25 protein-coding genes and 1 pseudogene are annotated in these 25,637 nt (G+C 69.6%); 4 read left to right on the top strand and 22 right to left on the bottom strand.

Going from position 1 to position 25,637, the window contains the following annotated elements:
- Window positions 1-69: 69 nt before the first annotated feature.
- From ACFYXV_RS21040 to ACFYXV_RS20990, 11 genes are all read right to left on the bottom strand, one after another.
- Window positions 70-975 carry a diacylglycerol kinase gene (locus ACFYXV_RS21040; RefSeq protein ID WP_385474173.1) on the bottom strand — a complete coding sequence of 302 codons (906 nt, stop codon included), beginning with the start codon at window positions 973-975 and terminating at the stop codon, window positions 70-72.
- A 16-nt stretch (window positions 976-991) separates the two neighbouring features.
- Window positions 992-1,957 carry a twin-arginine translocase subunit TatC gene (gene tatC / locus ACFYXV_RS21035; protein ID WP_385474171.1) on the bottom strand — a complete coding sequence of 322 codons (966 nt, stop codon included), beginning with the start codon at window positions 1,955-1,957 and terminating at the stop codon, window positions 992-994.
- 73 nt (window positions 1,958-2,030) lie between these two features.
- Window positions 2,031-2,327 (bottom strand): Sec-independent protein translocase subunit TatA, encoded by a 297-nt coding sequence (tatA, locus tag ACFYXV_RS21030; RefSeq protein ID WP_383341504.1) that lies wholly within the window; start codon window positions 2,325-2,327, stop codon window positions 2,031-2,033.
- Between the two features lie 226 nt (window positions 2,328-2,553).
- The gene (locus tag ACFYXV_RS21025) at window positions 2,554-2,754 is read right to left on the bottom strand and encodes a hypothetical protein (RefSeq protein WP_383492925.1); all 201 of its coding nucleotides are present in this window, start codon (window positions 2,752-2,754) and stop codon (window positions 2,554-2,556) included.
- Between the two features lie 26 nt (window positions 2,755-2,780).
- Complete coding sequence (locus ACFYXV_RS21020; RefSeq protein WP_376011342.1) at window positions 2,781-3,029, bottom strand: hypothetical protein; 249 nt, start codon at window positions 3,027-3,029, stop codon at window positions 2,781-2,783.
- A 130-nt stretch (window positions 3,030-3,159) separates the two neighbouring features.
- On the bottom strand, window positions 3,160-4,128 hold the full coding sequence (locus ACFYXV_RS21015) for a helix-turn-helix transcriptional regulator (protein WP_385474168.1): 969 nt from the start codon (window positions 4,126-4,128) through the stop codon (window positions 3,160-3,162).
- Between the two features lie 118 nt (window positions 4,129-4,246).
- A complete protein-coding gene (locus tag ACFYXV_RS21010) occupies window positions 4,247-5,203 on the bottom strand; it encodes a WYL domain-containing protein (RefSeq protein WP_359166016.1) in 957 nt (318 codons plus the stop codon).
- A 154-nt stretch (window positions 5,204-5,357) separates the two neighbouring features.
- Window positions 5,358-5,735 (bottom strand): FKBP-type peptidyl-prolyl cis-trans isomerase, encoded by a 378-nt coding sequence (locus ACFYXV_RS21005; protein WP_385474166.1) that lies wholly within the window; start codon window positions 5,733-5,735, stop codon window positions 5,358-5,360.
- Between the two features lie 42 nt (window positions 5,736-5,777).
- A complete protein-coding gene (locus tag ACFYXV_RS21000; protein WP_383341488.1) occupies window positions 5,778-6,716 on the bottom strand; it encodes an FKBP-type peptidyl-prolyl cis-trans isomerase in 939 nt (312 codons plus the stop codon).
- 104 nt (window positions 6,717-6,820) lie between these two features.
- Window positions 6,821-8,182, bottom strand: a complete 1,362-nt coding sequence (gene pafA, locus ACFYXV_RS20995) for a Pup--protein ligase (RefSeq protein WP_030157196.1) — start codon at window positions 8,180-8,182, stop codon at window positions 6,821-6,823.
- 58 nt (window positions 8,183-8,240) lie between these two features.
- A complete protein-coding gene (locus ACFYXV_RS20990) occupies window positions 8,241-9,551 on the bottom strand; it encodes an MFS transporter (RefSeq protein WP_389383731.1) in 1,311 nt (436 codons plus the stop codon).
- A gap of 154 nt (window positions 9,552-9,705) precedes the next feature.
- On the opposite strand from ACFYXV_RS20990, the gene ACFYXV_RS20985 reads away from it, so the two are divergent.
- On the top strand, window positions 9,706-10,701 hold the full coding sequence (locus ACFYXV_RS20985) for a LacI family DNA-binding transcriptional regulator (protein WP_385474161.1): 996 nt from the start codon (window positions 9,706-9,708) through the stop codon (window positions 10,699-10,701).
- Between the two features lie 55 nt (window positions 10,702-10,756).
- Here the strand turns inward: ACFYXV_RS20985 and prcA are convergent, their stop codons facing one another.
- The 6 genes and pseudogenes from prcA to arc form a co-directional block, all read right to left on the bottom strand.
- Window positions 10,757-11,521 carry a proteasome subunit alpha gene (gene prcA / locus ACFYXV_RS20980; RefSeq protein WP_099893644.1) on the bottom strand — a complete coding sequence of 255 codons (765 nt, stop codon included), beginning with the start codon at window positions 11,519-11,521 and terminating at the stop codon, window positions 10,757-10,759.
- 41 nt (window positions 11,522-11,562) lie between these two features.
- Window positions 11,563-12,402, bottom strand: coding sequence for a proteasome subunit beta (gene prcB / locus ACFYXV_RS20975; RefSeq protein WP_385474159.1), 840 nt, complete (start codon window positions 12,400-12,402; stop codon window positions 11,563-11,565).
- Window positions 12,354-12,529 (bottom strand): annotated as a pseudogene (locus ACFYXV_RS20970) (endonuclease domain-containing protein); the annotation flags it as partial. The pseudogene ACFYXV_RS20970 and the gene prcB, both read right to left, overlap by 49 nt.
- A gap of 116 nt (window positions 12,530-12,645) precedes the next feature.
- The gene (locus ACFYXV_RS20965) at window positions 12,646-12,858 is read right to left on the bottom strand and encodes a ubiquitin-like protein Pup (protein ID WP_030016348.1); all 213 of its coding nucleotides are present in this window, start codon (window positions 12,856-12,858) and stop codon (window positions 12,646-12,648) included.
- 170 nt (window positions 12,859-13,028) lie between these two features.
- Window positions 13,029-14,540 (bottom strand): depupylase/deamidase Dop, encoded by a 1,512-nt coding sequence (gene dop, locus ACFYXV_RS20960; RefSeq protein ID WP_327131425.1) that lies wholly within the window; start codon window positions 14,538-14,540, stop codon window positions 13,029-13,031.
- Between the two features lie 246 nt (window positions 14,541-14,786).
- Entirely contained in the window at window positions 14,787-16,553 is a 1,767-nt protein-coding gene (gene arc / locus ACFYXV_RS20955) for a proteasome ATPase (protein WP_383341471.1), read from the bottom strand.
- Between the two features lie 264 nt (window positions 16,554-16,817).
- Here arc and ACFYXV_RS20950 point away from each other — a divergent pair, with 264 nt between their 5' ends.
- Window positions 16,818-17,138: a ferredoxin gene (locus ACFYXV_RS20950; protein ID WP_030157182.1), complete on the top strand. Its 321-nt coding sequence runs from the start codon at window positions 16,818-16,820 to the stop codon at window positions 17,136-17,138.
- A gap of 4 nt (window positions 17,139-17,142) precedes the next feature.
- On the opposite strand, the gene ACFYXV_RS20945 is transcribed toward ACFYXV_RS20950, so the two are convergent.
- From ACFYXV_RS20945 to ACFYXV_RS20935, 3 genes are all read right to left on the bottom strand, one after another.
- Window positions 17,143-17,754, bottom strand: coding sequence for a hypothetical protein (locus ACFYXV_RS20945; RefSeq protein ID WP_389383730.1), 612 nt, complete (start codon window positions 17,752-17,754; stop codon window positions 17,143-17,145).
- A 210-nt stretch (window positions 17,755-17,964) separates the two neighbouring features.
- Complete coding sequence (locus ACFYXV_RS20940) at window positions 17,965-18,861, bottom strand: tRNA (adenine-N1)-methyltransferase (protein ID WP_030860276.1); 897 nt, start codon at window positions 18,859-18,861, stop codon at window positions 17,965-17,967.
- A gap of 18 nt (window positions 18,862-18,879) precedes the next feature.
- Window positions 18,880-20,013: a site-2 protease family protein gene (locus ACFYXV_RS20935; protein WP_385474198.1), complete on the bottom strand. Its 1,134-nt coding sequence runs from the start codon at window positions 20,011-20,013 to the stop codon at window positions 18,880-18,882.
- A gap of 253 nt (window positions 20,014-20,266) precedes the next feature.
- On the opposite strand from ACFYXV_RS20935, the gene ACFYXV_RS20930 reads away from it, so the two are divergent.
- Both ACFYXV_RS20930 and ACFYXV_RS20925 read left to right on the top strand, forming a co-directional pair.
- Window positions 20,267-21,196, top strand: coding sequence for a RecB family exonuclease (locus tag ACFYXV_RS20930; RefSeq protein ID WP_389383729.1), 930 nt, complete (start codon window positions 20,267-20,269; stop codon window positions 21,194-21,196).
- A gap of 66 nt (window positions 21,197-21,262) precedes the next feature.
- On the top strand, window positions 21,263-21,937 hold the full coding sequence (locus ACFYXV_RS20925; protein ID WP_389383728.1) for a response regulator: 675 nt from the start codon (window positions 21,263-21,265) through the stop codon (window positions 21,935-21,937).
- Between the two features lie 74 nt (window positions 21,938-22,011).
- Here the strand turns inward: ACFYXV_RS20925 and ACFYXV_RS20920 are convergent, their stop codons facing one another.
- Together ACFYXV_RS20920 and ACFYXV_RS20915 are read right to left on the bottom strand one after the other, a co-directional pair.
- On the bottom strand, window positions 22,012-23,598 hold the full coding sequence (locus ACFYXV_RS20920) for an ABC transporter substrate-binding protein (protein WP_385475922.1): 1,587 nt from the start codon (window positions 23,596-23,598) through the stop codon (window positions 22,012-22,014).
- Window positions 23,599-23,685: 87 nt separating this feature from the next.
- A complete protein-coding gene (locus ACFYXV_RS20915; RefSeq protein ID WP_385475924.1) occupies window positions 23,686-25,290 on the bottom strand; it encodes an ABC transporter substrate-binding protein in 1,605 nt (534 codons plus the stop codon).
- Window positions 25,291-25,637 lie beyond the last annotated feature (347 nt).

Here is a 25,637-nt window from a genome sequence, read left to right as displayed (position 1 = left end):
CTTGTCTTCGAGCCTACCCGCCGCCCCTGACAACAGTCGCGATCATTTATACGGACCGCGCGGCCGCCGCTACACCAGAAGCCGCAGGGCCCCGGGGACGCACCGCGCGGTCACCGGCAGCGCTCCCAGCGGCTCGCCGTCGGCGTACGCGGTGATCCCGGCGGCCTCCAGCGTGACCTTCGCGGCCCGGTGGACGGTCACCTTCGGGTGGCCGAGGTGCGTCCCCTTGTAGACCTGCGGAAACACCTTCAGCAGGGTGGTCCGGCTGCAGTCGCCCACGACCACGACGTCGAAGAGCCCGTCGTCCGGGACGGCGTCCGCGCAGATGCGCATGCCCCCGCCGTACGAGGAGCTGTTGCCGACGGCCACCAGCGTGGCCTCGGTCTCGATCACCGGGCCGTCGTCGAGGGTGATCCGGTACGGGAACGGCCGGAAGGAGGCCAGCTCCGCCAGGATCGCCAGGTCGTACTTGAACCGGCCGGCCGGGAGCCGCATCCGGTTGCCGCGGTCGTTGACCCGTGAATCGAAGCCGGAGCACAGCACGGTCCCGTACCAGGCCTCCGCCCGCCCGGGGGCCGCCGCCAGCCGGCCGAGGTCGACCTCGCGGATCCGGCCCTCCTTGAGCGCCTCGGCGGCCAGCCGCCCCGCCCGGGCGGGCTCCCGTACGGGCAGCCCCATGGCCCGCGCGAAATCGTTCCCGGTGCCCGCGGCGACCACCCCGAGCGGCACCAGCGTCCCGGCCAGCGCCTGCAGGGCCAGGGAGACCACGCCGTCGCCGCCGACGGCGATCACCGCCCCGGTGCCCTCCCGGACGGCGGCGCGCAGCCGCGACAGTGCGTCCGCGGCATCGGCGCCGAGCACCGTCCGTACGGAGAACCCGGCGGCCCGGAGCGCGGAAGCGGCCGGCTGCGCGGCGTGCGCGCCCCGGCCGCGTCCCGCGGTGGGATTGACGAAGAGGGTGATCTCAGCACTCACCCGGGGAATGTACCTGTCAGGTCGCGTCGTCGTAACCGTTGATCTGCCGGCGGCCGCCGTCAGCCTGCTCGGGCAGGGCGGTCGGGGCCTGGACGGGCTCCATCTCGCCGATCGGCGCGGGCGTGAGGTCCAGCTCGGAGGCCTCGTCGTCGTCGAGCAGCGCGTCCGGGTTGCCGCGGCGCCGCCTTCGGTCGTTGACCAGGCAGATCCCGAGGGCGATGAAGTAGAGGGCGACGATCGGCGCGGCCAGCGAGATCATGGTCAGCGGGTCGCCGGTGGGCGTGGCGAACGCGGCGAAGATCGTGATGCCCAGCACCATGGCCCGCCACCAGCTCGCCAGCCGCTTCGCGGTCAGGACTCCGGTGAAGTTGAGGAGGATCAGCAGCAGCGGCAGCTCGAAGGCGAGGCCGAAGACGATGACCATGCGCGTGACCAGGTCGAGGTAGTCGTCGACCGGCAGCAGGTTGCGCGCGTTGTCCGGGGTGAATTCGAGGAGGATCGTCGCCGTCTGCGGCAGCAGCTTGTAGGCGAGCACCCCGCCGGCGGCGAACAGCGGAGCGCCGACGGCCACGAAACCGACCGCGTAGCGCTTCTCGTGGTTGTGCAGGCCCGGGGCGACGAAGGCCCACAGCTGGTAGAGCCACACCGGCGCCGAGAGCACCACACCGGCGGTGAGCGAAACCTTGAGGGCGATCGAGAACGGGGCGATGAGGCCGTTCACGGTCATGTCGGCGCAGGGCCGGCCGTTGCGCTGCGAGACCACCCCGTTGGTACAGCCGACGGAGTCCAGCATCGGCTTCAGCATGAAGTCGATCAGGTCCTTGTAGTAGAACGCCGCCACGATGGTGATCACGAGGATCGCCAGGACCGACTTCAGCAGGCGGTTTCTCAGCTCACGCAGGTGCTCGACAAGAGGCATCCGCCCTTCGGCGTCCTTGCCCTGCTTGCCTTGCTTCTCCTGCTTGCGGGCAGACTTGAGCAACCCACGTCCCTTGTCTCGTTGCAGATGACCGGCGTGATCCGGGCCGCGGGCGGTCAGCCCGGCGGCCGGGCGATCAGCCCTGGGCGGTGTGGTTCGGCTCGCTGACCGGACGCGAGCTGGTCACGTCGCCGGGGGCGGCCTTGATGGTGCGCGGGGCGGCGGCCTGCTGCGGGGCCTGGTCGGCGACCGTCGCGGCGGTGGCGTTGTCCTCCGCGGCGCTCTCCGCCTTCATGGCCTTGGCCTCGCTCTTGAGGATGCGGGCCGACTTGCCGAGGGAGCGCGCCATGTCGGGGAGCTTCTTGGCACCGAACAGCAGGAAGATCACGGCGATGATCAGGAGGATCTCAAGAGGCTTCAGATTGCCGATCATGTCTGACTTCCTTCTCACCGAAACGGCTGGTTGTGGGGTCGGCGGCCTCGGATGCTGATCCGTGACCACCCAGGCAAGGATCGTAACCCCCGGGGGTTAACGCCCGGCAATCCCCGGGGGTATCCCGCCTTGCGTGCGGCTGGGACCGACGGTACGGGTCCCGACCCGCACTTTCCAGAGATGTGCCGGGTCACGATGCTGTGACTTGTAGCGGGTTGTACCGGTTTCACGGTCGGGCGGCGCCGCCCGCACGCGCCAGGTCGCCCGCCGCGCGCTCCAGGTCCCCCGAGGCGTCCGCGATCCGCCGGCTGGCCAGCTCGACCTGGCCGGCCAGCCGCCGCACCTCCACGAAGACCCGTACGGCGAGGACGGCGAGAACGGCGAGCCCGAGGAAACCCAGGGCGATTGCGAGCATCGGCCACAGCATGGGTCGAGCCTAGGCCACCGGCCTCCTCAGACGCTGCGCAGGGTGCTCACGCCGCCGCCGGTCAGCAGTTCCACGATGCGCTCACCGGCCGGTTTGCGCACCGAGGCTCCGCAGGCGGGACAGGTGAACGAGTAGAACGTGGTGCGCCGGCTCCCGCCGATCACCAGCCGCAGGGCCCCCGCGTCCAGTTCGAAGCGGGCCCGGCAGTCCGAACAGGCGGCTTTGAAGGAGACCGGCGGCCCCGCCGCGGCCTGCACCTTCCGTGACCCGGACATTGGCGACATCGCTCGGCGCTCCCCTCAGACCGTCCCGTCCCTGGCGGACGGCGCGGCTCCCATGCGGCAGGGGGCCCGTACCGCCCGGCCCCGCCGCCTCCCCTTGCCCAGCCCTGCTCGTACCGCTTCTTCAGCCCTGTTCCCCGTAGCCGGCCAGCGCCTCCCGCGCCGCCTGCCGCGCACTGCCGGCCAGCTCCGCGGGCGCCACGATCCGGCCCTCGCGGCCCAGCCGCAGCGCGAGCCGTCGCAGCGAGGCCGGGTCCGGGCTGCGCAGCGTGATCCGCAGGCCGCCGTCGGACAGCTCCTCGGCGCTGTCGTGCGGGTAGTACTCGGCGACCCAGCGGCCGCCCGGCCCCACCTCGACCACGACCTCCGGGTCCTCCGCGGCCGGCTGGACGAGCCCCTCGGACAGATCGCGCGGCTCGATGGCGGGCGGCTCGGCCCGCTCGTCCAGCAGCCGGATCTCGGCGACCCGGTCGAGGCGGAAGGTGCGCCGGGCCTCGGAGAGGTGGCACCAGCCCTCCATGTAGGTGTGGCCCACCGCGAAGAGCCGGATCGGGTCGACCTTGCGCTCGGTCAGCTCGTCCCGGGCGGGCGAGTAGTAGCGCAGCCACAGACGCCGGCGCTCCGCGATGGCCCGGTCGACGTCGGCGAAGACCCCGCCCTCCGATTCGAAGGTGACCGACAGCCGGGAGCTGGCCCCGGCCGCCTCTCCCGCGGCCGCCTCCAGCTTCGCGGTGGCCCGCAGCAGGGCGTCCCGGTCGCTTTCGCGCAGCCCCGGCAGGGTGGCCACGGCGCGGGCGGCGACCAGCAGCGCGGTCGCCTCGTCGGCGGCCAGGCGCAGCGGCTCGGCGGTGGATTCCCCCGAGGCGTCGGGGTTGCGCCACCAGATGCGCTCCCCGTCGGTGTCGATGTCGAGCAGGTCCCCGCCGCGGAAGCTGGTCCCGCACATGGGCAGCACGTCGAGGTCCGAGATCAGCTCGTCCTCGGTGATCCCGAAGGCGCGGGCGACGTCGGCGACGTGCGCCCCGGGGCGCTCGCGCAGGTACGTCACCAGGGACAGCATCCGGCGGGTCTGGTCGATGGCGTTGGCAGCCATGCTGGTACGTCTCCCCCTCAGGGCACGTCTTGCGGACGGTGCGGTGGTGCGGTCGGTGCGGCGGATCGGCCGGCGGACGGGGCGGACCGGGCCCGTCCGGTCCGCCGGGGCGGCGGCCTCAGCCCGCGGCCACGGCGCGCAGCCGGTCCACGACGTCCGCCCTCAGGTCGGCGGGTTCCACGACCACCACGTCCGGCCCGAACTCGACGAGCCAGGCGTCGAGCCCGTGCCCGTACGGGATCTCCAGCTCGTCCCAGCCGTCCCCGCCCTCGCGCACGGCGGTGGCCTTGGCCCGCAGCGGGTACCCGGCGCCGCTCCGCAGCCGGATCAGCGCGGAGCGGTCCGCGCTCTCCCCGGCCCAGCTCGCCACGGTCTCCCGTACGGTGACCACGTCCGGCACCTCGGCGGTGTACTTGGCCGACCGGGACTTGACCTTGCCGGTGATCCGGGACAGCCGGAACACGCGCTCCGCCCCGCGGTCGCGGTCGTATCCGGCCAGGTACCAGTGGCCGCGCCAGCACTCCAGCGCCCACGGCTCCACCTGGCGGGTCTCGGGGCGCGCGGCGGTGGACTTGCGGTAGTCGAAGACCACCGGCCGGCGGTCGCGGCAGGCCAGCATCAGCGGCTCGAAAGCCGCCTCGTGGACCGGGATGCGCGGCTCGATGGCACTGTGCTGGCCTTCGTACGGGTCCCCCGCCTCGGGCATCCCGCCCGCGCGCAGCTTCTGCAGGGCCCCGCTGGCGGCTCCGGCGAGGCGGGCCTGCTGCCAGACCTTGGCCGCGAGCCCGAGGGCCGCTGCCTCCTCGGCGTCGAGGGAGACGGGCGGCAGCCGGTTGCTGTCGCGGCGGGCGAGGTAGCCGGTCTCGCCCTCCAGGTTCTCCACCGTCTCGATGACCAGGCCGAGTTCACGCAGATCGTCCTTGTCCCGCTCGAACATGCGGTTGAACGACTCGTCGTTGCCGGCTTCCATGTACGCCTCGATGGAACCGCGCAGCTCGCGCTTGCTGAGCGGCCGGCGGGTCCCCAGCAGACACAGCGCCAGATTCATCAGCCGCTCGGCCTTGGCAATCGCCATCGACGCCCTTCCGCCCTTCTCCGCCCACACGTTGCACCCACGGCACGCAGAACACGCCCCGTGACCGTTGACCGTACCGCCCCGGCGGGCCCCGGCAAAAGCGAGGGCCCCCGCCTGACGGCGGGGGCCCCTTTACCGGTCACAGGTCGTCGGATCAGACGCCCATCAGGTCGCAGACGAAGATCAGCGTCTCGCCCGGCTTGATCGCGGGGGTCGGGCTGTTGTCGCCGTACGCCAGGTGGGCCGGGATGACCAGCTTGCGCCGGCCGCCGACCTTCATGCCCTGGACGCCCTGGTCCCAGCCGGGGATGACCTGGCCGATGCCCAGGATGAACTGCAGCGGGGCGCCGCGGTTCCAGGAGGCGTCGAACTCCTCACCGGTGGAATAGGACACGCCCACGTAGTGGACGGAGACCTTCTTGCCGGCCTCGGCCACGGGTCCGTCGCCCTCCCAGATGTCCTCGACGACCAGGTCGGCCGGGACCGGGAAGTCGGGGAAGTCGATCTCGGGCTTCTCGAGCTGGTTGCTCACGGAACTGCTCCTCAAAACTGAATCAGGTCAACCCGGACAGTCTTACATCACGGCGAGGATGTCGAGGCTGAAGACCAGCGTCGAGTTCGCCGGGATGGTGCCCGTCTCCTTGTCGCCGAAGCCCTGGTCCGGCGGGATGACCAGGAGGATCCGGCTGCCGACCTTCTTGCCGACCAGGCCTTCCTTGAGCCCCTTGACCGAGAGCTGGTCCATCGGCCAGGTCACCGTCTGGTCCGTGGCGTACGTGCTTTCGAAGGTCTTGTCGTCCTTCCACGTCTTGCCGTTGAACTTGACCACGACGCTGTCGGTGTCCTTGACGGGCGCGCCGTCGCTCTCCAGCACGTAGTTCGAGACCAGCTTCGCCGGCGGCGTCACGTCCTTCGGAACGGTCACGGAGACTTCCTTGCCGTCCGTGTTCGTACCGATCTTCGGCAGGTCCTTGTCGTCCTGCGCGACCTCCTTGCCCTTGGCCGAGGCCGGGACCGAGGTGCCCTTGACGATGTCCACGACGAAGACCAGCGTGGCGTTCGGCTTGATCTTGTCGCCGGAGCCCTTGTCGCCGTAACCGAGGTCCGGCGGGATCACCAGCTCCAGACGGCTGCCGACCTTCTTGCCCTCAAGGCCCTGGTCCCAGCCCTTGATGACCATTCCGGCACCGATGGTCACCTCGAACGGCTTGCCCTTGCCGAAGCTCTGGTCGAACGGCTCCTTGCCGTCCCAGACCTGGCCGAGGTAGTTGACCTGGGCGACATCGCCCTTCTTCAGCACCGGGCCGTCGCCCTCGCTGACGGTCACGACCTTCAGTTCCTTCGGCGGGTCCCCCTTGCCCTTCGACAGGGTCGGGGTCTCACCGAACTTGGCACCCTTGGTGATCGCGGGCGCCCCGTTCTTCATCTCGGCAGAGTCGGAGCCGCTGTCGCCACAGGCTGCTGTCGACAGCAGCAGAAGGGGTACGACAAGCAGGCCGGCAAGTCGGCGCACGTGTTCCTCAGATCTCAGACGGCGGTGCGGTCGACGCCACTCTAAGGCGTGGGCAGGGCCCCGTACGAGATCCGTACGGGGCCCTGCCCAAGATCAGCGGGATCTCACATCCCGGCGATCAGCTTCTCCACCCGGTCGTCCACCGACCGGAACGGGTCCTTGCACAGCACGGTCCGCTGCGCCTGGTCGTTCAGCTTCAGGTGCACCCAGTCGACCGTGAAGTCCCGCCGCTGCTCCTGCGCCCGGCGGATGAAGTCGCCGCGCAGCCGCGCCCTCGTGGTCTGCGGAGGCACCGACTTGCCCTCGAAGATCTTGAGGTCGTTGCAGATCCGCGCCGCCTGCCCCTTGCGCTCCAGCAGGTAGTACAGCCCGCGCCGGCGGTGGATGTCGTGGTACGCGAGGTCTATCTGGGCCACCCGCGGGTTCGACATGGTCATGCCGTGCTTGGCCCGGTACCGCTCGATCAGCTGGTACTTCATGACCCAGTCGATCTCGGTCCCGATCCGGTCCAGGTCCTCCGCGTCGATCGCGTCGAGGGTGCGGCCCCACAGCTCCAGCACCTGGTCCACGGTGCCGGTACGGATCCCCCGGCGCTCGGCGAAGTCCACGGCCTTGTCGTAGTACTCGCGCTGGATCTCCAGAGCCGAGGCCTCGCGACCGCTCGCCAGACGCACCTTGCGCTGGCCCGTGATGTCGTGGCTGACCTCGCGGATCGCCCGGATCGGGTTCTCCAGGGTCAGGTCCCGCATCACCGTGCCCGCCTCGATCATGCGCAGCACAAGGTCGGTGGCCCCGACCTTGAGCAGCATGGTCGTCTCGGACATGTTCGAGTCCCCGACGATCACGTGCAGCCGGCGGTAGCGCTCGGCGTCCGCGTGCGGCTCGTCCCGGGTGTTGATGATCGGCCGCGACCGGGTCGTCGCGGAGCTGACGCCCTCCCAGATGTGCTCGGCCCGCTGGCTCACGCAGTAGACCGCACCCCGGGGGGTCTGCAGCACCTTGCCCGCGCCACAGATCAGCTGGCGCGTGACGAGGAACGGAATGAGGATGTCCGCCAGGCGGGAGAATTCCCCGTGCCGGGCCACCAGATAGTTCTCGTGGCAGCCGTACGAGTTGCCCGCCGAGTCGGTGTTGTTCTTGAAGAGATAGACGTCGCCCGCGATTCCCTCCTCGTGCAGGCGGCGTTCGGCGTCGACGAGCAGACCTTCCAGAATGCGCTCGCCTGCCTTGTCGTGCGTGACGAGTTCCGTCACGTTGTCGCATTCGGGAGTTGCATATTCCGGATGCGAACCCACGTCGAGGTACAGGCGGGCGCCGTTCCGCAGAAAGACATTGCTGCTGCGGCCCCATGACACGACACGGCGGAAGAGGTAGCGCGCCACTTCGTCAGGAGACAGTCGGCGCTGTCCCCTGAACGTGCACGTGACGCCGTACTCGTTCTCCAGCCCGAAAATGCGGCGGTCCATGACTGAACATTACGCCTTCCGCACTGTTCTGAAACCGGGTTCGTGAACGCCGTTTCGATCAGTTGCCGACGAGCCGCTCCGCCGGACCGCCCGACGGACCACCCGAAGGACCACCCGAAGGGCCCTCCAGCGCGCCCCCGCCGACGCCTTCCGCGGCCGGCGCCGGCGAACCCGCCACCGTACGGGTCCGGCCCGGAGCGGCCATGACGCGCTGAGTGAGCGTCAGCACCAGCAGCGCCGACGCACCGGCGACACACGCCACGCCGAACCCGCTCGCCGAACCACCCAGTTCCACCGCCGGACCCGCCGCCGCCGTACCGATCGCCGCGCCCACGCCGAAGAACGTCACCAGCCACGAGAACGCCTCCGTCACCGTCCCCACCGGAGCGTGACGGTCCACGACGATGAACGCGCACGCCAGCGCCGGCGCCAGGAACACACCCGCCAGCGCCGCCAGCGCCGTCATCGCCACCGGCCCCGGAACCAGCACCAGCGGCAGGTAGCACACCGCCAGCAGCGCCACGATCACCCGCAGCCGCCGCTCCGGCGCCCCCGCCCACTGCCGCGCCCCGTAGAGCACCCCGCCGGCCAGCGCGCCCAGACCCAGCGCCGCCATCAGCCAGCCGTACACCGACTGGCCCCCGTGGTCATCCGCGTACGCCACGCCCGCGACCGTGATCGAACCCAGTGCCATGCCCACGAAGAAGAACGCGCCCAGCAGCGCCCGCAGCCCCTTCGAGCGCAGCGCGCCCAGCCAGTGCGCCTCGCGCGGCTCCGAACGCCACGTCCGCGAGGGCGCGCTGACCACCACGGAGAGCGCCCCCAGGACGCCCAGCGCGTGGATCACCAGCAGCGCCCCGGCCGGGTCCCACAGGGAGACGCACAGCGTCACGAGCAGCGGGCCGACCGTGTACATGATCTCCTGCGCCACCGCGTCCATCGCGTACGCGGCGTGCACCTGCTCCTCCTTGCCGCCGAGCACCGAGGGCCACAGCGCCCGCAGACCGCCCTCCAGCGGCGGCGCGAAGAACCCGCCGACGACCACGGCCCCGTACGCGGCCGCCGCCGACCCGGTACCCGCGAACGCGAGCCACGCCATGCCCAGCGCCGAGAGCACCGCCGCGGGCAGCTGCACCCGCGGCTGCCCGACCAGGTCCACGGCACGCCCGAGCAGCGGCTGACCCACCGCGTTCGCCACCCCGTAGACCGCGGCGAGCGCGCCCGCGAGGCTGTAGCTGCCCCCCTCGGCCCGTACGAACAGCACGATCGCGATCGCCGCCGTGGCGTTCGGCAGCCGGCCGACCAGCGTGCCCGCCAGCAGCCGTGCGGCGTGCCGGGTCCTGAGCAGCTCCGCGTATCCCGCGGCCATGTCCGCCCCCTTCTGCCCGGACCCGCCGGGAACACATCAAGCAACAACAAGTAATACGTATAACGAAGACGGTTATACGTACCATGGCCACAACCCGACGGTCCACCCGGCGCACCACCCCCACCCCGCCGACCTCGCCTTTCAGGAGACCCGTGTGACGAGACCCACCAGCCGCGACGTGGCCGCCGCCGCCGGGGTCTCCCAGGCCACCGTCTCCCTCGTCCTCGGTGACAAGTGGCGCGGCCGCGTCTCCGAGCGCACCGCCGCCCACGTCCGCGAGACCGCCACCACCCTCGGCTACCGCCCCAACCTCGCCGCCCGCAGCCTCCGCCTCGGCACCACCCGCACCGCCCTCCTCGTCGTCCCCGCCCTCACCAACGAGTTCTTCGCCGGCGTCTACACCGGCGCCGCCCGCATCGCCGCCGAACACGGCTTCGGCGTGGTCCTCTACCCCTCCCCCGACGGCACCGGCCCCGCCCGCGACCCCTTCGCCTCCGCCCGCGCCGCCCTCGACGGCGTCATCGCCTCCTCCATGGCCGCCCACGCCCTCGACGCCATCGCCGACGCCGAACTCCCCCTCGTCATGCTCGACAGCGACCCCACCGCCGGACGCGCCGCCGCCCACGTCAACCTCGCCATCGCCGACGGCATGCGCCAGATCACCGAACACCTCCTCGCCCTCGGCCACCGGCGCATCCTCCACCTCGCCTCCGCCATCGACTCCTGGACCTTCGACGTCCGCGCCGAAACCCTCGCCGCCCTCCTGGGACCCCACGCCGAGCTGCGCACCGCACGGGCCCCGCTCACCGTCACCGACGCCCGTACGGCCGTGGAGGCGGCCCTCGCGGCCCCCGGGGACCGGCCCACCGCCATCGTCTGCGACGACGACATCCTCGCCGCGGGCGCCTGCAAGGCCGCCCGCCGCCTGGGCCTGAGCGTCCCCGAGGACCTCTCCGTCGCCGGCTTCGACGACCTCGCCCTCGCCACCGCCGTCGAACCCGAGCTCACCACCGTCCGCCTCCCCGCCGAACGCGTCGGCGAACAGGGCATGAGCGCCCTCCTCGCCGTCCTCGACGGCACCGCCTGGGCCGCCCCCGACATCCCCGTCGAACTGGTCGTCCGCGCTTCCACCGGCCCGGCCCGCGCCTGACAACGCGAAAGCGCCCCCGGCCACAAGGCCGGGGGCGCCACCACGCACGAGGCGTCTACTCGGAATCGTCCTCGGGAGCCTCGTCGTTCGACACGGCATCCGCCTGCACCGCCGCCGTGACGTCCGCCTCCAGCAGCCGCGACAGCTGCCGGCCCCGGATCCGCTTGAACTTCCGCTGCTGCGCCCGCGTCCGGTCCAGCACCGCGACCTCCAGCCGCTCGGCCGGAATCGTCTTGTCCGCACCGTTCGCCTGGCTCGACAGCGCCTGCACCGCCAGCTTCAGCGCCTCCGCCAGGGTCATGCCGTCCCGGTGCCGCTGGTCCAGGTACGTGCTGATCTGCTCGGCGTTGCCGCCGACCGCGACCGAGCCGTGCTCGTCCACGATCGAACCGTCGTGCGGCAGCCGGTAGATCTGGTCACCCGCGGCGGTCGCACCGACCTCGGCCACGACCAGCTCCACCTCGTACGGCTTCTCACCGGCCGACGAGAAGATCGTGCCCAGCGTCTGCGCGTAGACGTTCGCCAGCCCACGGGCCGTCACATCGTCACGGTCGTAGGTGTATCCGCGCAGATCGGCGTAGCGCACTCCACCGATCCGCAGGTTCTCGTACTCGTTGTACTTGCCGGCGGCTGCGAAGCCGATCCGGTCGTAGATCTCGCTGAACTTGTGGAGCGCGCGCGAGGGGTTCTCGCCGACGAACACGATGCCGTCGGCGTACTGCAGCACGACGAGGCTGCGACCGCGGGCGATGCCCTTGCGGGCGTATTCCGCCCGGTCGGCCATGGCCTGCTGGGGTGAGACGTAGAACGGAGTCGACACCGGTTATCCGTCCCTTTCTTCTGGGCGACGAGGAGGACTGGTCAGAGCAGGGCCGCGCGCGGCCCGTCGGGCTGCTCAAGCCGCCGGTTGGTGACGCTGCGGGCGAGTTCCTGCGACTCCTCGTCCGTCAGCCTGCGGAATCCCTCGTCGGTGATGACGGTGACGATGGGGTAGATGTGGCGGTACAGGTCCGGCCCACCGGTCGCCGAGTCGTCGTCGGCCGCGTCGTACAGCGCCTGCACGACCAGGGTGGTGGCCTGCTCCTCCGTCAGATCGGGGCGGTACAGCTTCTTCATCGAGCCCCGCGCGAAGATCGAGCCGGAGCCGGTGGCCGCGTAGCCGTGCTCCTCGGAGCGGCCGCCGGTCACGTCGTAGGAGAAGATCCGGCCCTTCTCCTTGGCCTCGTCGTACCCGGCGAACAGCGGGACGACCGCCAGCCCCTGCATCGCCATGCCCAGATTGCTCCGGATCATGGTGGAGAGCCGGTTGGCCTTGCCCTCCAGGGAGAGGGTCGTCCCCTCCACCTTCTCGAAGTGCTCCAGCTCCAGCTGGAACAGCTTCACCATCTCCACGGCCAGGCCGGCCGTACCGGCGATGCCCACCGCGGAGTACTCGTCGGCAGGGAACACCTTCTCGATGTCCCGCTGCGCGATCATGTTCCCCATGGTCGCGCGCCGGTCACCGGCGAGCACGACCCCGCCGGGGAACGTCGTCGCCACGATGGTCGTCCCGTGCGGCGCCTCGACAACGCCCTCGGGCAGCTTCCGGTTCCCCGGCAGCATCTCGGGCGAGTGCGCCCCGAGGAAGTCCATGAAGGACGAGGACCCCGGCGTCAGGAAGGCTGCCGGCAGCCGCCCCGTGCTACGAGTGTTGGCTTCCACGCGTTCCCTCCAAATGAGCGGCGGCCCGACGCATGCGGTCGGGGTTGTCTTTCAACACGCCAAGACCTGAATTGCAGTTGAAGCAAAGTACGCCACGGACCCTACCCGCCCCACTGCGATGATCAACCTACGGGAGCCAGCGCCCGACGCGGCTTCTGCTCACCGCATCGGGCGCGCGACTGCGCTCTGCTCCCGCCTGGCCATTTCGTCCACCATTACCTTCGAATCGAAGGCAGAGGGGCCTTACTGGCCACCCTTTTGCACGAAGGAACGCACGAAGTCCTCGGCGTTCTCCTCGAGGACGTCGTCAATCTCGTCAAGAACCGAGTCGACGTCGTCGGAGAGCTTTTCCTGTCGCTCCTTGAGGTCGGTCGATTCTTCGACCGCAGCCTCCTCGACCTCCTCGGTCGAGCGAGTCGCCTTCTGCTGTCCGCCGCCGGTGTCCTTGGTCGCCATGTCTACCTCACCCCGCTCGGTTCGCGCGCTCATGTCGAGAGACCCCGGGATCGGGATCTCTCAAGATCAGACCCTACGTCGGACCCTACAAGGAGGGCCCGGCATTCGTCCCCGCACTTTCACAACGTGCGGCTGCTTTCATGATTCCCGGAACGGGGACTTTTCAGCCCTCAGTTCCCGCTCAGTACCCGCACCAGGTCCTCCGCCGTGCGGCAGCGGTCCAGGAGCTCCTTCACGTGCTTGCGGGTACCCCGCAGGGGTTCCAGCGTCGGGACCCGCTGGAGGGAGTCGCGGCCCGGGAGGTCGAAGATCACCGAGTCCCACGAGGCCGCGGCCACGTCGTCCGCGTACTGCTCCAGGCACCGCCCCCGGAAGTACGCCCGGGTGTCCTCCGGCGGCTTGCCCTGCGCGCGCTCCACCGCCGGCTCCTCCACCAGCCGCTTCATCTTGCCGCGGGCCACCAGGCGGTTGTACAGGCCCTTCTCGGGCCGCACGTCCGCGTACTGGAGGTCCACCAGGTGCAGCCGGGCGGCGTCCCAGCCGAGCCCGTCCCGCCTCCGGTAGCCCTCCAGGATCTCGCGCTTGGCGATCCAGTCCAGCTCCCCCGACAGGCTCATCGGGTCGCTCTCCAGCCGGCCCAGCACGTCCTCCCAGCGGACCAGCACGTCCTTGGTCTGCTCGTCCGCGTCCGAGCCGAAACGCTCGTCCACGTACTTCCTGGCCAGCTCGAAGTACTCCATCTGGAGCTGCACGGCGGTCAGCGTGCGACCGCTGCGGAGCGTGATCAGATGTTGCAGATCGGGGTCGTGGGAGACCTGGTGCAGGGTCCGGACGGGCTGGTCCACCGCCAGGTCGACGTTGATGAAGGAGTCCTCGATCATCGAGAGGACGAGCGCCGTGGTGCCGAGCTTGAGGTACGTGGAGATCTCGGAGAGGTTGGCATCGCCGATGATCACGTGCAGCCGGCGGTACTTCTCCGCGTCCGAGTGCGGCTCGTCGCGCGTGTTGATGATCGGCCGCTTGAGCGTGGTCTCCAGGCCGACCTCGACCTCGAAGTAGTCCGCCCGCTGGCTGATCTGGAAGCCGTGCTCCCGGCCGTCCTGGCCGATCCCGACCCGTCCCGCGCCGGTCACGACCTGGCGGGAGACGAAGAAGGGGGTCAGGTGGCGCACGATCTCCGAGAAAGGGGTCTCCCGCTTCATCAGGTAGTTCTCGTGCGTGCCGTAGGAGGCGCCCTTGTTGTCGGTGTTGTTCTTGTAGAGGTGGATGGGCTGGGCGCCGGGGAGCTGGGCGGCCCGTACGGCGGCCTCGGCCATGATCCGCTCGCCGGCCTTGTCCCAGAGGACGGCGTCGAGCGGGTTGGTGATCTCCGGGGAGCTGTACTCGGGGTGCGCGTGGTCCACGTAGAGCCGTGCGCCGTTGGTGAGGATGACGTTGGCGAGGCCGATGTCCTCGTCGGTGAGCTGGCTGTTGTCGGCGGCCTCGCGGGCGAGGTCGAAGCCGCGGGCGTCCCGCAGCGGGTTCTCCTCCTCGAAGTCCCAGCGGGCGCGGCGCGCCCGGTGCATCGCCGCCGCGTAGGCGTTGACGATCTGGGACGAGGTGAGCATGGCATTGGCGTTCGGGTGCCCCGGGACGGAGATCCCGTACTCCGTCTCGATTCCCATTACTCGCCGTACGGTCATGCGGCCCTCCTTGCCCGGCGGCGCTCCCGTTCGGGAGCGGCGCTCAAGTACCGCTGGTGCTCCGGTGCGTGTGCGGTGCCCGTCCCCGCACTGCGCGACCGGCGGTACGGAAGAGCCTAGAACCACTCCGCGCTGGTGGGGAGATCATTTCAGTCATTGACTTCACTCCGTCACCGGCTGAAAAGCAGTCGGTAAAGCAGTCGGCTGCGGGTGCCCGGGCAGGGCACCCGCAGCCGCCCTGTTCGATCAGAGGTACTGACCGGTATTCGCCACCGTGTCGATGGAGCGTCCGGTGTCCGCGCCCTGCTTTCCGGTGACGAGGGTGCGGATGAATACGATCCGCTCGCCCTTCTTGCCGGAGATCCGGGCCCAGTCGTCGGGGTTGGTGGTGTTGGGCAGGTCCTCGTTCTCCTTGAACTCGTCCACGCAGGCCTGGAGCAGGTGTGCGACCCGCAGGCCCTTCTGGTTGTGTTCGAGGAAGGCCTTGATGGCCATCTTCTTGGCCCGGTCCACGATGTTCTGGATCATGGCGCCGGAGTTGAAGTCCTTGAAGTAGAGGACTTCCTTGTCGCCGTTGGCGTACGTGACCTCGAGGAAGCGGTTCTCCTCGGTCTCGGCGTACATCTGCTCGACGACGGTCTGGATCATGCTGTGGACGGCGACCTCGGGCGAGCCGGAGTGCTCGGTGAGGTCGTCGGTGTGGAGCGGCAGCGAGGCCTTGAGGTACTTGGCGAAGATGTCCTTCGCCGCTTCGGCGTCGGGGCGCTCGATCTTGATCTTCACGTCGAGCCGGCCGGGGCGCAGGATGGCCGGGTCGATCATGTCCTCGCGGTTGGAGGCGCCGATGACGATGACGTTCTCCAGGCCTTCCACGCCGTCGATCTCGGCGAGCAGCTGGGGGACGATGGTGTTCTCCACGTCCGAGCTGACGCCGGATCCGCGGGTGCGGAAGAGGGACTCCATCTCGTCGAAGAAGACGATGACGGGGGTGCCCTCGCTGGCCTTCTCGCGGGCACGCTGGAAGACGAGGCGGATGTGCCGCTCGGTCTCGCCGACGTACTTGTTGAGGAGTTCGGGGCCCTTGATGTTCAGGAAGTAGGACTTCCCCTGGGCCTGTCCGGTCACTTCGGCGACCTTCTTGGCAAGGGAGTTGGCCACTGCCTTGGCGATGAGCGTCTTGCCGCAGCCGGGGGGGCCGTAGAGCAGGATGCCCTTCGGGGGCCGCAGTTCGTGTTCCTTGAAGAGGTCGGGGTAGAGGTACGGGAGCTCGACCGCGTCGCGGATCAGTTCGATCTGGTCGCCCAGGCCGCCGATCTTGTCGTAGTCGATGTCGGGGACCTCTTCGAGGACCAGGTCCTCGACCTCGCTCTTGGGGACGACCTCGTAGACGTAGCCGGAGCGGGGTTCGAGCAGGAGGGCGTCGCCGGGGCGGATGGTGATGTCCAGGAGCGGCTCGGCGAGCCTCACCACCCTCTCCTCGTCGGTGTGCCCGACCACCAGGGCGCGCTCGCCGTCCTCAAGGATCTCCTTGAGGGTGACGATGTCCCCGGCCCGTTCGAACTCCATGGCCTCGACCACGTTGAGGGCCTCGTTGAGCATGACCTCCTGGCCGCGCCGGAGGTCTTCCGGGTCGACGCTGGGGCTGACGTTCACACGGAGCTTTCGACCCCCGGTGAAGATGTCGACGGTGCCGTCTTCGTTCGCCTGAAGGAAGACACCGAAGCCGGCCGGCGGCTGCGCGAGCCGGTCGACTTCCTCTTTGAGTGCGATGATCTGGTCGCGGGCCTCACGGAGCGTATTTGCCAGTCGCTCGTTTTGCGCGGAGACGCCGGCCAGGTTTGTCTGGAGCTCGACGATCCGCTCTTCGAGAATCCTCGTGTGTCGCGGAGAGTCGGCGAGCTTACGTCGCAGGACGGCGATTTCCTGCTCGAGATAGGCAACCTGGCCGGCGGGGTCCTCAGACCCTCGCCCCGGCCGGATGCCGCGGTTGATGTCGTCGTCGTGGGCTGCCACGGTCCTCACCTCCTCCAAGGGGAGCTGGACGCTTCCTGACCCTACCTGGGCTGGTGGTGATTGAAACCCCTAGATCACAAAGACGGTAGAGGTGTGTCCGATCTTCACCCTTGCGTACTCCCTCACGCCAAGGAAATACCCACCCATCAACATCGGAAAGCGGCCGGTTGTAAGGTCGAAGTGTTCAACACCCGTCAGGGCCCGCGCGACTTGCCGCGGCTCGTGGCGGAAACGGATCACTGAGCGCAGGGAACGGCAGGAGATATGACCGTGCAGCAGGAGGCTCCCACGGGTGGTGCCGGGCAGGCCGGCGAGCCGCTTGAGGTCTGGATCGACCAGGACCTGTGCACCGGTGACGGCATCTGTGTGCAGTACGCGCCGGAGGTGTTCGAGCTGGACATCGATGGTCTGGCGTACGTGAAGAGCCCTGAGGACGAGCTTCTGGTGGAGGCGGGGGCGACGACTCCGGTTCCGCTGACGCTGTTGCAGGACGTGGTGGACTCGGCCAAGGAGTGCCCGGGCGACTGCATCCACGTAAGGCGCGTTTCGGACAGGGTCGAGGTGTTCGGTCCGGACGCGGAGTGACGGTTCAAACACTCCTGGCGTCTGAGTTCGTCAGCTCCTGGCGGAATTTTCCGCCGCTCCAGCGCCACTTGGCGAGCTGTTTCACGTCGGGGCTGTAGCGGGGCACCTGGGGCGAGGAGTAACCGAGGAGACTGGCGGTGACGACTCCGTCGCTGATCGCGAGATCGGCGGCGGTTTGTCGTTTCCCGGCTTCCAGCAGGGTCGCGACGATCCTCGGGGGCGCGCCGGGGGCCTTGTCCCGGGCGAGTACGTAGATCGCGTGGGGCGGGGTGCCGGATCCGGCGTCGCAGCGCACGGCGGCGACGGTCTCGGGGCGGCCGTCGCCGTCGAGGTCGCCCTCGGCGGCGGCCGTGACGGCCGTCGGGAGGCCCTTGCAGTCCAGCGGGTAGGTGACCGCCGCCGGGTCGGGGGCGGTGGCCTGCGGGCCGCTCGCGGGGGCCGCGGAGGTGCCCGCGGGGCCGGCATGGCCGGTGGCGGAGGCGTCCGGCTGGATGAGTCCCGCGAGGGCTACGAAGGCGGCCATGGCGGTGGCCGTGGCGAGCCAGTGGAGCGGCCTGGCGCTGCTGTGGGCCAGGAATTCCGGTGTCGGCGTCAGCTCTGCGGGGCGGTGCGGCACGCGGGGTGTCTCCTGTGCGAGGGGTGACGGGGAGCCAGCATCGTGCCACACCTCACACCGGGGCGGAACGGCCGGGTCCGTGTCGGCCGGGGCCGGTACGGGTGGTCGCTGGTGGGACAACGAAAAGGCGCTGTGGCGCAGTTCCCGGATCGTGCGGGGAACTGCGCCACAGCGCCTTGGTGTTGTGCGGGCCGGAGGCCTTGCCTCGGTCTAGGCGGAGCGGTCGCTGCCGGGTCCGTCGTAGTCCTCGCCGTAGGCGCCCTTGGCGGGGCGGCGGCGGCGCATGGGCGGCTCGACGCCGTCGGCGAGGCGGCGGGCGGTGACGAGGAAGCCGGTGTGGCCGATCATCCGGTGGTCCGGGCGGACGGCGAGGCCCTCGACGTGCCAGTTGCGGATCATCGATTCCCAGGGCTGCGGCTCGGCGAAGCAGCCGATCTCGCGGATGGACTCGACGGTCTTGGAGAGCTGGGTGGTGGTGGCCACGTAGCAGCACAGGATGCCGCCGGGGACGAGGGCCTTCTTGACCGCGTCCAGGCACTCCCAGGGGGCGAGCATGTCGAGGATCACGCGGTCGACGTCGGTCTCGTCCAGGTTGTCCTGGAGGTCGCCCACGGTCAGCTTCCACGCGGGGTGGGGGCCGCCGAAGTAGCGCTCGACGTTGGCGGTGGCGATCTCGGCGAAGTCCGCGCGGCGCTCGTAGCTGTGGAGCATGCCCTGGTCGCCGATGGCGCGCAGCAGGAAGCTGCTCAGGGAGCCGGAGCCCACTCCCGCTTCCACGACGCGGGCGCCGGGGAAGATGTCGGCGAAGGCCAGGATCTGGCCCGCGTCCTTGGGGTAGACCACGGCGGCGCCGCGGGGCATGGACAGGACATAGTCGGGGAGCAGGGGACGCAGCGCGAGGTAGGCGACGTTGCCCGTGGTACGGACGACGCTTCCTTCGGGGGAGCCGATCAGCTCGTCGTGCGGGAAGGAACCCTTGTGGGTGTGGAAATTCTTCCCTGCTTCGAGCGTGAACGTGTAGTGGCGGCCCTTGGGGTCGGTGAGCTGAACCTGGTCCCCGACCTCGAAGGGCCCGCGTCGGCGGGCGGCACCGGTCGGTTCGGACATGTGACCAGTGTATTGGCTTCAGGACTGGGGCCGCGCCATGGCCTTCACGAAGGCCTTCTCGACGTCGAGGGTGGACAGGACGCCGTAGATCTCGCCGGAGGGTTCGAGGACGAGGTATTCGGTGGCGGGGGTGGCGCGCAGGTGGTCGAGGAGTTCCTCGCCGGAGAGTTCGGCGGAGACCTTCATTCCGTCGGTGAGTTCCTGGGCGAGGGTGCTGACGGCGACCCAGGGGCGGCGGTGTTCGGGGACGGAGGCGATGGCGCTCTCGCGGACGATGGAGAGCGGGTCGCCGTGGCCGTCGACGACGACGATGGCGCGGGCGCCGTGGGCGTTGGCGCGGCGCAGGGCCTCGGAGAGGGGGGTGGCGTTCTCCACGGGGACGGCGCGCCGGGTGAGGGTGCGGGCGCGCAGTTCGGGGAGGTGTTCGCGCAGGCGGGCCATGCGCAGGCTGTTGCCGGCGCCGGTCCAGATGATGGCGGCGAGGATCGCGGCGAGCAGGGCGTCCATGACGGTGTTCATGCCGCCGATGTCGTCGGTGCCGGTTCCGAGGATGCCGGTGTGGGTGATCATCGGGAGTCCGATGAGGACGGTGACGGCGAGGGCGCGGCCGACCCAGGCGGCGGCGACGGTGCCGGTCATGGGTTTGCCGGTGATGCCCCAGATGACGGCGCGGAGCATGCGGCCGCCGTCGAGCGGGAGGCCGGGGAGCAGGTTGAAGGCGGCGACGAGCAGGTTGGAGATCATCAGGCCGGCGAGGAGGACGCCGGGGACGGTGGCCGGGTCGACGAGTTCCATGCCGAGGTAGAAGGCGCCGGCGAGGAGGAGGGAGAGGAGGGGGCCGACGAAGGCGAGGACGAATTCGCGGCCGGGGGTCTCGGATTCCTTCTCGATCTCGGAGACTCCGCCGAAGAACTGGAGCTGGATCCGGCGCACGGGCAGTTTGAAGCGCAGCGCGGCGACGGTGTGGGCGAGTTCGTGGACGAGGACGGAGGCGTAGAAGGCGACGGCGAAGAAGAGGGAGACGAGGTAGCGGGCGGGTCCGAGGTCGGGCAGGACGCGGTCGAGCTGGTCGCCGAAGACCCAGGTGATGAGGGCGGCGACGAGGAACCAGCTGGGAGAGACGTAGACGGGCACGCCGAAGGGGCGGCCCATGAGGATGCCGCCGCCCGGTCCGGAGCGCTTGTCTGCGCGCTCGCCGGTTTCGTCGGTGTCTGCCACGGCTGTCCTTCGTTCGGTGCTGTCCGGCGGGTTGCGGCCGGCGGTTCTCTCAGTGTGGTGCAGGTGCACGTTCCGTGCGGGGCGGGGTGTGTGGTGGCGCGGTGTGATGCTCCGATCATGCAGTGCGATGGGGGTCGGCGTCGATGGTATGCGCGCGCTGTCGGCGGCGGGTCGTAGGGTTTTGTCCATGACGACGAGCCCCGGTCCGGTTCCCGGTACAGCCGATGCGGACGCAGCGCCGCGCGCTGTGGCGCCTTCCTCGCTCTCTCCTTCGCGGGCGAGCGATTTCATGCAGTGCCCGCTGCTGTACCGGTTCCGGGTGATCGACAAGCTGCCGGAGAAGCCGAGTGCGGCGGCGACGCGGGGCACGCTGGTGCACGCGGTGCTGGAGCGGCTCTTCGATCATCCGGCGGCGGAGCGGACGGCGCCGCGGGCGAAGGCGCTGATCCCGGGGCAGTGGGACCGGCTGCTGGAGTCGAAGCCGGAGCTGGTGGAGCTGTTCCCGGAGGCGGACGAGGGGGCGGGGCTGGCGCGGTGGCTGACGGAGGCCGAGGCGCTGGTGGAGCGGTGGTTCACGCTGGAGGACCCGACCCGGCTGGAGCCGGTGGAGCGGGAGTTCTTCGTGGAGACGGAGCTGGAGTCGGGGCTGCGGCTGCGCGGGATCATCGACCGGGTGGACGTGGCCGCGTCGGGTGAGGTGCGGATCGTCGACTACAAGACGGGCAAGGCGCCGCGGCCGGAGTACGCCGAGGGCGCGCTGTTCCAGATGAAGTTCTACGCGCTGGTGGTGTGGCGGCTGAAGCAGGTCGTGCCGCGGCGGTTGCAGCTGGTGTATCTGGGCAGTGGGGACGTGTTGACGTACGACCCGGTGGTCGCGGATCTGGAGCGGGTGGAGCGCAAGCTGCTGGCGTTGTGGGATGCGATCAAGGAGGCGACGGAGACGGGTGAGTGGCGGCCGCGGCCGACGAAGCTGTGCGGCTGGTGCGATCACCGGGCGGTGTGTCCGGAGTTCGGCGGGACTCCCCCGGTGTATCCGCTGGTGATCGTCCCGAGGCCCGGGTCCGGGGAGGGGTCGGGGGCAGGGTCCGGGGAGGGGTCCGGGGCCGGGGAATCCTGAGGGGCCGATCAGGGCAGAATGGGCGGCGTCCGTCGATGCCGCCGTACGAATACGAGGTACCCCACCGTGGCGATCCGCGTCCTACTGGTCGACGACCAGCCGCTGCTGCGCACCGGTTTCCGGATGATCCTGGAGGCCGAACAGGACCTGGCGGTCGTCGGCGAGGCCGGGGACGGTTTGCAGGCGCTGGAGCAGGTGCGGGCGCTGCAGCCCGATGTGGTGCTGATGGACATCCGGATGCCCCGGATGGACGGGGTGGAGGCGACCCGGCAGATCACGGGTCCGGGCCGGGACGGTCCGGCGAAGGTGCTCGTGCTGACCACGTTCGATCTGGACGAGTACGTGGTGGAGGCACTGCGGGCGGGGGCGAGCGGGTTCCTGCTGAAGGACGCTCCGGCCGTGGAGCTGGTGCAGGCGATCCGGGTGGTGGCGGGCGGCGAGGCGATGCTGGCGCCGAGCATCACGCGGCGGCTGCTGGACAAGTACGCGGGGCATCTGCCGTCGGGCGAGGAGAGCGTGCCGGACACGCTGGGGACGCTGACGGAGCGGGAGGTCGAGGTGCTGAAGCTGGTGGCGCGCGGCCTGTCGAACGCGGAGATCGCCGCGGACCTGTTCGTCAGCGAGACGACGGTGAAGACGCACGTGGGGCACGTGCTGACGAAGCTGGGTCTGCGCGACCGGGTCCAGGCGGCGGTGTACGCGTACGAGAGCGGTCTGGTGCGGCCGGGGGGCACGGCGTAGCGCCGCCGGAAACGGCCGAAGGGGCCGGCGGCCGCGTTGCGCGGCCGCCGGCCCCTTCGGCGTGGCGGGTCGGGTCAGCCCTTGCTGATCTCCCAGAAGCGGAAGACAGTGGAGGCGTCCAGGGACCACTGCAGGCCGGTCACGTTCTGGCGGGTGACGGCGTACTGCTTGCTCTGCCAGAGCGGGAGCAGCGGGATCTCGTCGGCGACGATGTCCTGGAGGCGGTTGTAGTCGGTGTTGGCCGCGGTGCGGTCGGACTTCGCGGAGGTCGACGGGATGATCGACCCGCTGATCTCCTTGTTGTCGTAGTTGTTGTGCACGACGTTGTCCGGACCGAAGAACGGCTGGGTGAAGCTGTCGGCGTCGGGGTAGTCGGGGACCCAGCCCTTGACGTACACGCCGTACTTGCCGTCCGCGACGTCCTTCTCGTACTGCGTGAACTCGACGGACTTGACGTCGGCCTCGAAGAGTCCGCTCTCGTTGAGCTGCTTGGCGATGAGCTGGAACTGCTGGTCGGTGGAGGGACCGTTGCGCGTCGTCGTCGAGTACAGGGTGATCTTCACCTTGTCCTTGATGCCGGCGGCGCGCAGGACGGCCTCGGCCTTCTTCGGCTGCGGGCTGCCGCCGTAGCGGTCGAAGAAGGCGGTGTTGTGGGAGGCGATGCCCGCCGGGACGATCGAGTAGAGGGAGGTCGTCGTTCCGTCGTAGACCTCCTTGACGATCGCTTCGCGGTCCACGAGGTAGGCGATGGCCTTGCGGATCGGGAGCTTTCCGGCGACGGGGTCGTTCATGTTGAAGACGAGGTGCTCGACTTCGGCGCCGGTGCCCTGGACGACCTCGACCTTGTGGTCTCCGGTCTTGGTGGAGGACAGGGCGGCGATGTCCTTGGCGGCGAGGCCGCGGAAGGCGAAGTCGACGTCGCCGCCTTCCAGGGTCTTCTTCAGGCCGGCCTGGTCGCCGTTGAAGAACTTGAGGGTGACGCCGGTGTTCTTGGCCTTGGCCTTGCCGCTGTAGTTCTCGTTGACGGAGAAGCCGGCGCTCTTGTCGTTGAAGGAGTCCAGCTTGTAGACGCCCGAGCCGACGGCCTTGTTGTCGGTGCGCAGCTTGTCGGCCGGGTACTCGCTGTGGTCGACGATGGAGCCCGCGCCCGAGGCGATCTTGCTGGGGAAGGTCGCGTCGGAGGTCTTGAGGCGGAAGACGACGGTCTTGTCGTCGGGGGTGTCGATGCCGGCGATCGAGGCGAGCATCACGGCGGGGCCGTTGTCGTCGTTGATCTTCAGGGTGCGCTCGAAGGAGTACTTGACGTCCTTGGAGGTGAGCGGGTGGCCGTTGCTGAACTTCAGGCCGGTGCGCAGGACGCACTTGTAGACCTTGCTGTCGCCGCCCTCGAAGTTGCAGCTCTGCGCGGCGTCGGGCTCCGGAGTGGTGCCGCCGCCCTTGGGGAAGGCCAGCAGGGACTGGAAGACGTTGTTGAAGAGCAGCCAGGATCCGGCGTCGTAGCCGGAGGCGGGGTCGGTGGACCGTACCCGGTCGGATATGCCCATGACCACGCCCTTGCCGCCGCCGTCGCCGCTGGGGCTGCCGGTCGAACCGCAACCGCTGAGCAGTGCGGCGGCGGTGGCCGCGCCGAGCGGGGCCGCAAGCCACTGGTTACGTCTCATCACGCGAACGTCCTTCACAGTCAGTCGAACTGTTTCGTTTTCGCCGGCCTGCGACACCCGCCGCCGGTCCTGCCGGTACTGCCGGTGTCAGCCGCTGACGCCCCGGCCGAGTTCCCACAGCTGGAGGTCGGAGATGGCGTTGACCGACCACTCCACTCCGGTGATCCCGTCGCGTGCGGCGACGTACTGCTTGCCCTGCCACAGGGGCAGGACGGGCACGTCCTCGGCGACGATGTCCTGCATCTCCGCGATCGCGGGGGCGGCGACGTTGCGGTCGACGGCGCGCCGGGATTCGGGGATGAGCCTGGTGCGCACCGCGGTGTTGGCGTACGGCGTGCCCAGGAAGTTGTCCTGCTCCAGGAACGGGGCGAGGAAGTTGTCTGCGTCCGGGTAGTCGGGGAACCAGCCGAGCCCGTAGGCGGCGTAGTCGCCCTTCTTCTGCGCGGGCCGGAAGTCGGACCAGTCGGAGCCCTGGACGGTGACGTCGAACAGCTGGGTGGAGTTCAGCTGGTTCTTGAGGGTCTCGAACTCGGTGGCCGTGCCGTCGCCGTAGTGGTCCTTGGTGTAGTTCAGCGTCAGCTTGACCGGGGTCTTGATTCCGGCGGCCTTGAGCAGGTCGGCGGCCTTGGCGGTGTTGGCCTCGCCGTACTTGTTGAAGAAGGCGTTGACGTGGCCGGGGACCGAGGAGGGGACGAGGGAGTACAGGGGCTGGGCGGCCTTGCCGTAGACCTTGTCGATGATCGCGTTGCGGTCGACGGCGGCGGCGAGGGCCTGGCGCACGGCCTTGTCCTTGACGCCGGGGGCGTCGGTGTTGAAGCCGATGTAGCGGATTTCCAGGCCGGGCATCGGGACGAGCTTGACGCCCTTGGGCGGCTTCGCGGCGAACTCGGTGATCTGGGCGGGCGAGAGGGTGCGGGAGACCATGTGGACGGTTCCGGCGGTCAGGGCCTTGCCCATGGCGGCGGAGTCGTCGAAGGTGCGCAGTTCGACCTTGTCGTTCTGCAGCTTCAAGTCGCCCTTGTAGTTCGGGTTCTTGGTGAAGACGGCGCGGACGAGGTGGTTGTCCTTGACCTCGGCCTTCATGGTGTACGGGCCCGAGCCGTCGACGGCGAAGCCCTCGCGGAGCTTCTTGGCGTCGTAGTTCTTCTCGCTGACGATGCCGGCGGCGGGGGTGGAGAGCTTGTACGGGAAGGTCGCGTCCGGGGTCTTCAGGTGGAAGACGACGGTGTCGGCGGACTTCGCCTCGACGGTGTCGAGGGTGGAGAGCAGCGAGGAGGGGCCGTTCTCGTCCTTGATGGCGAGGACGCGGTCGATGGAGTACTTGACGTCCTTGGCCGTGAGGGGCTCGCCGCTCGCGAACTTGAGGCCGGGGCGCAGGGTGCAGCGGTAGCTCTCGTTGCCGGCGTCGGTGAAGCGGCAGTCGGAGGCCGCTTCGGGGACGGGCTGGCCGCCGCCGCGGGGGGTGTGCATCAGCGTCTGGACGGTCTGCCGCAGGACGTTCCAGGCGCCGGCGTCGTACGCGTAGGCCGGGTCGAACGGTGCGGGAGCGTAATCGGCCGCCTCGAACCGGTCGGTGGTTCCGACGACGATCGCTCCGGATCCGGCTGCGCCTCCGCTCGTGCTGCCGCAGGCGGCGAGCGTGGGGGTGAGCAGTCCGGCCGCAGCCGTCAGCACCAGGGTCTTGCGGTTCATGCTGGAAGTACTCCCTTGACCGGCACTTGCTCAAAGCGGCGTAAAGGGCACTTCGCGGCGGTCGCCCGTTCAGGGCGGAACGATCGGGCCGGTGTTGTGACGATCGGTCCACGCGGCTTCGGCGCATGGGTGTGCGTCCTGAGCAGCAGAGGTGCGGCGTAGTGCCCGCGTCGACATTAGTGGTCTGGGAGGGGATGGCTTGAACTGGCAGGACTTGGGGCGTAATCGCACGGTGATGGGTGCGGACTGGCTGTTTATGTGCCCGTCGCCTCAGATTCGGTCAGGAGCTGATCAATCCGGACACAAGGGCAGGTTTCCCGGCCCCCGGACAGGTCCGTCGGGGGTTG

It is taken from the genome of Streptomyces sp. NPDC002181 (assembly GCF_042890485.1).
GTDB lineage: Bacteria > Actinomycetota > Actinomycetes > Streptomycetales > Streptomycetaceae > Streptomyces.
This window is presented reverse-complemented; position numbering and strand designations above follow the sequence as displayed.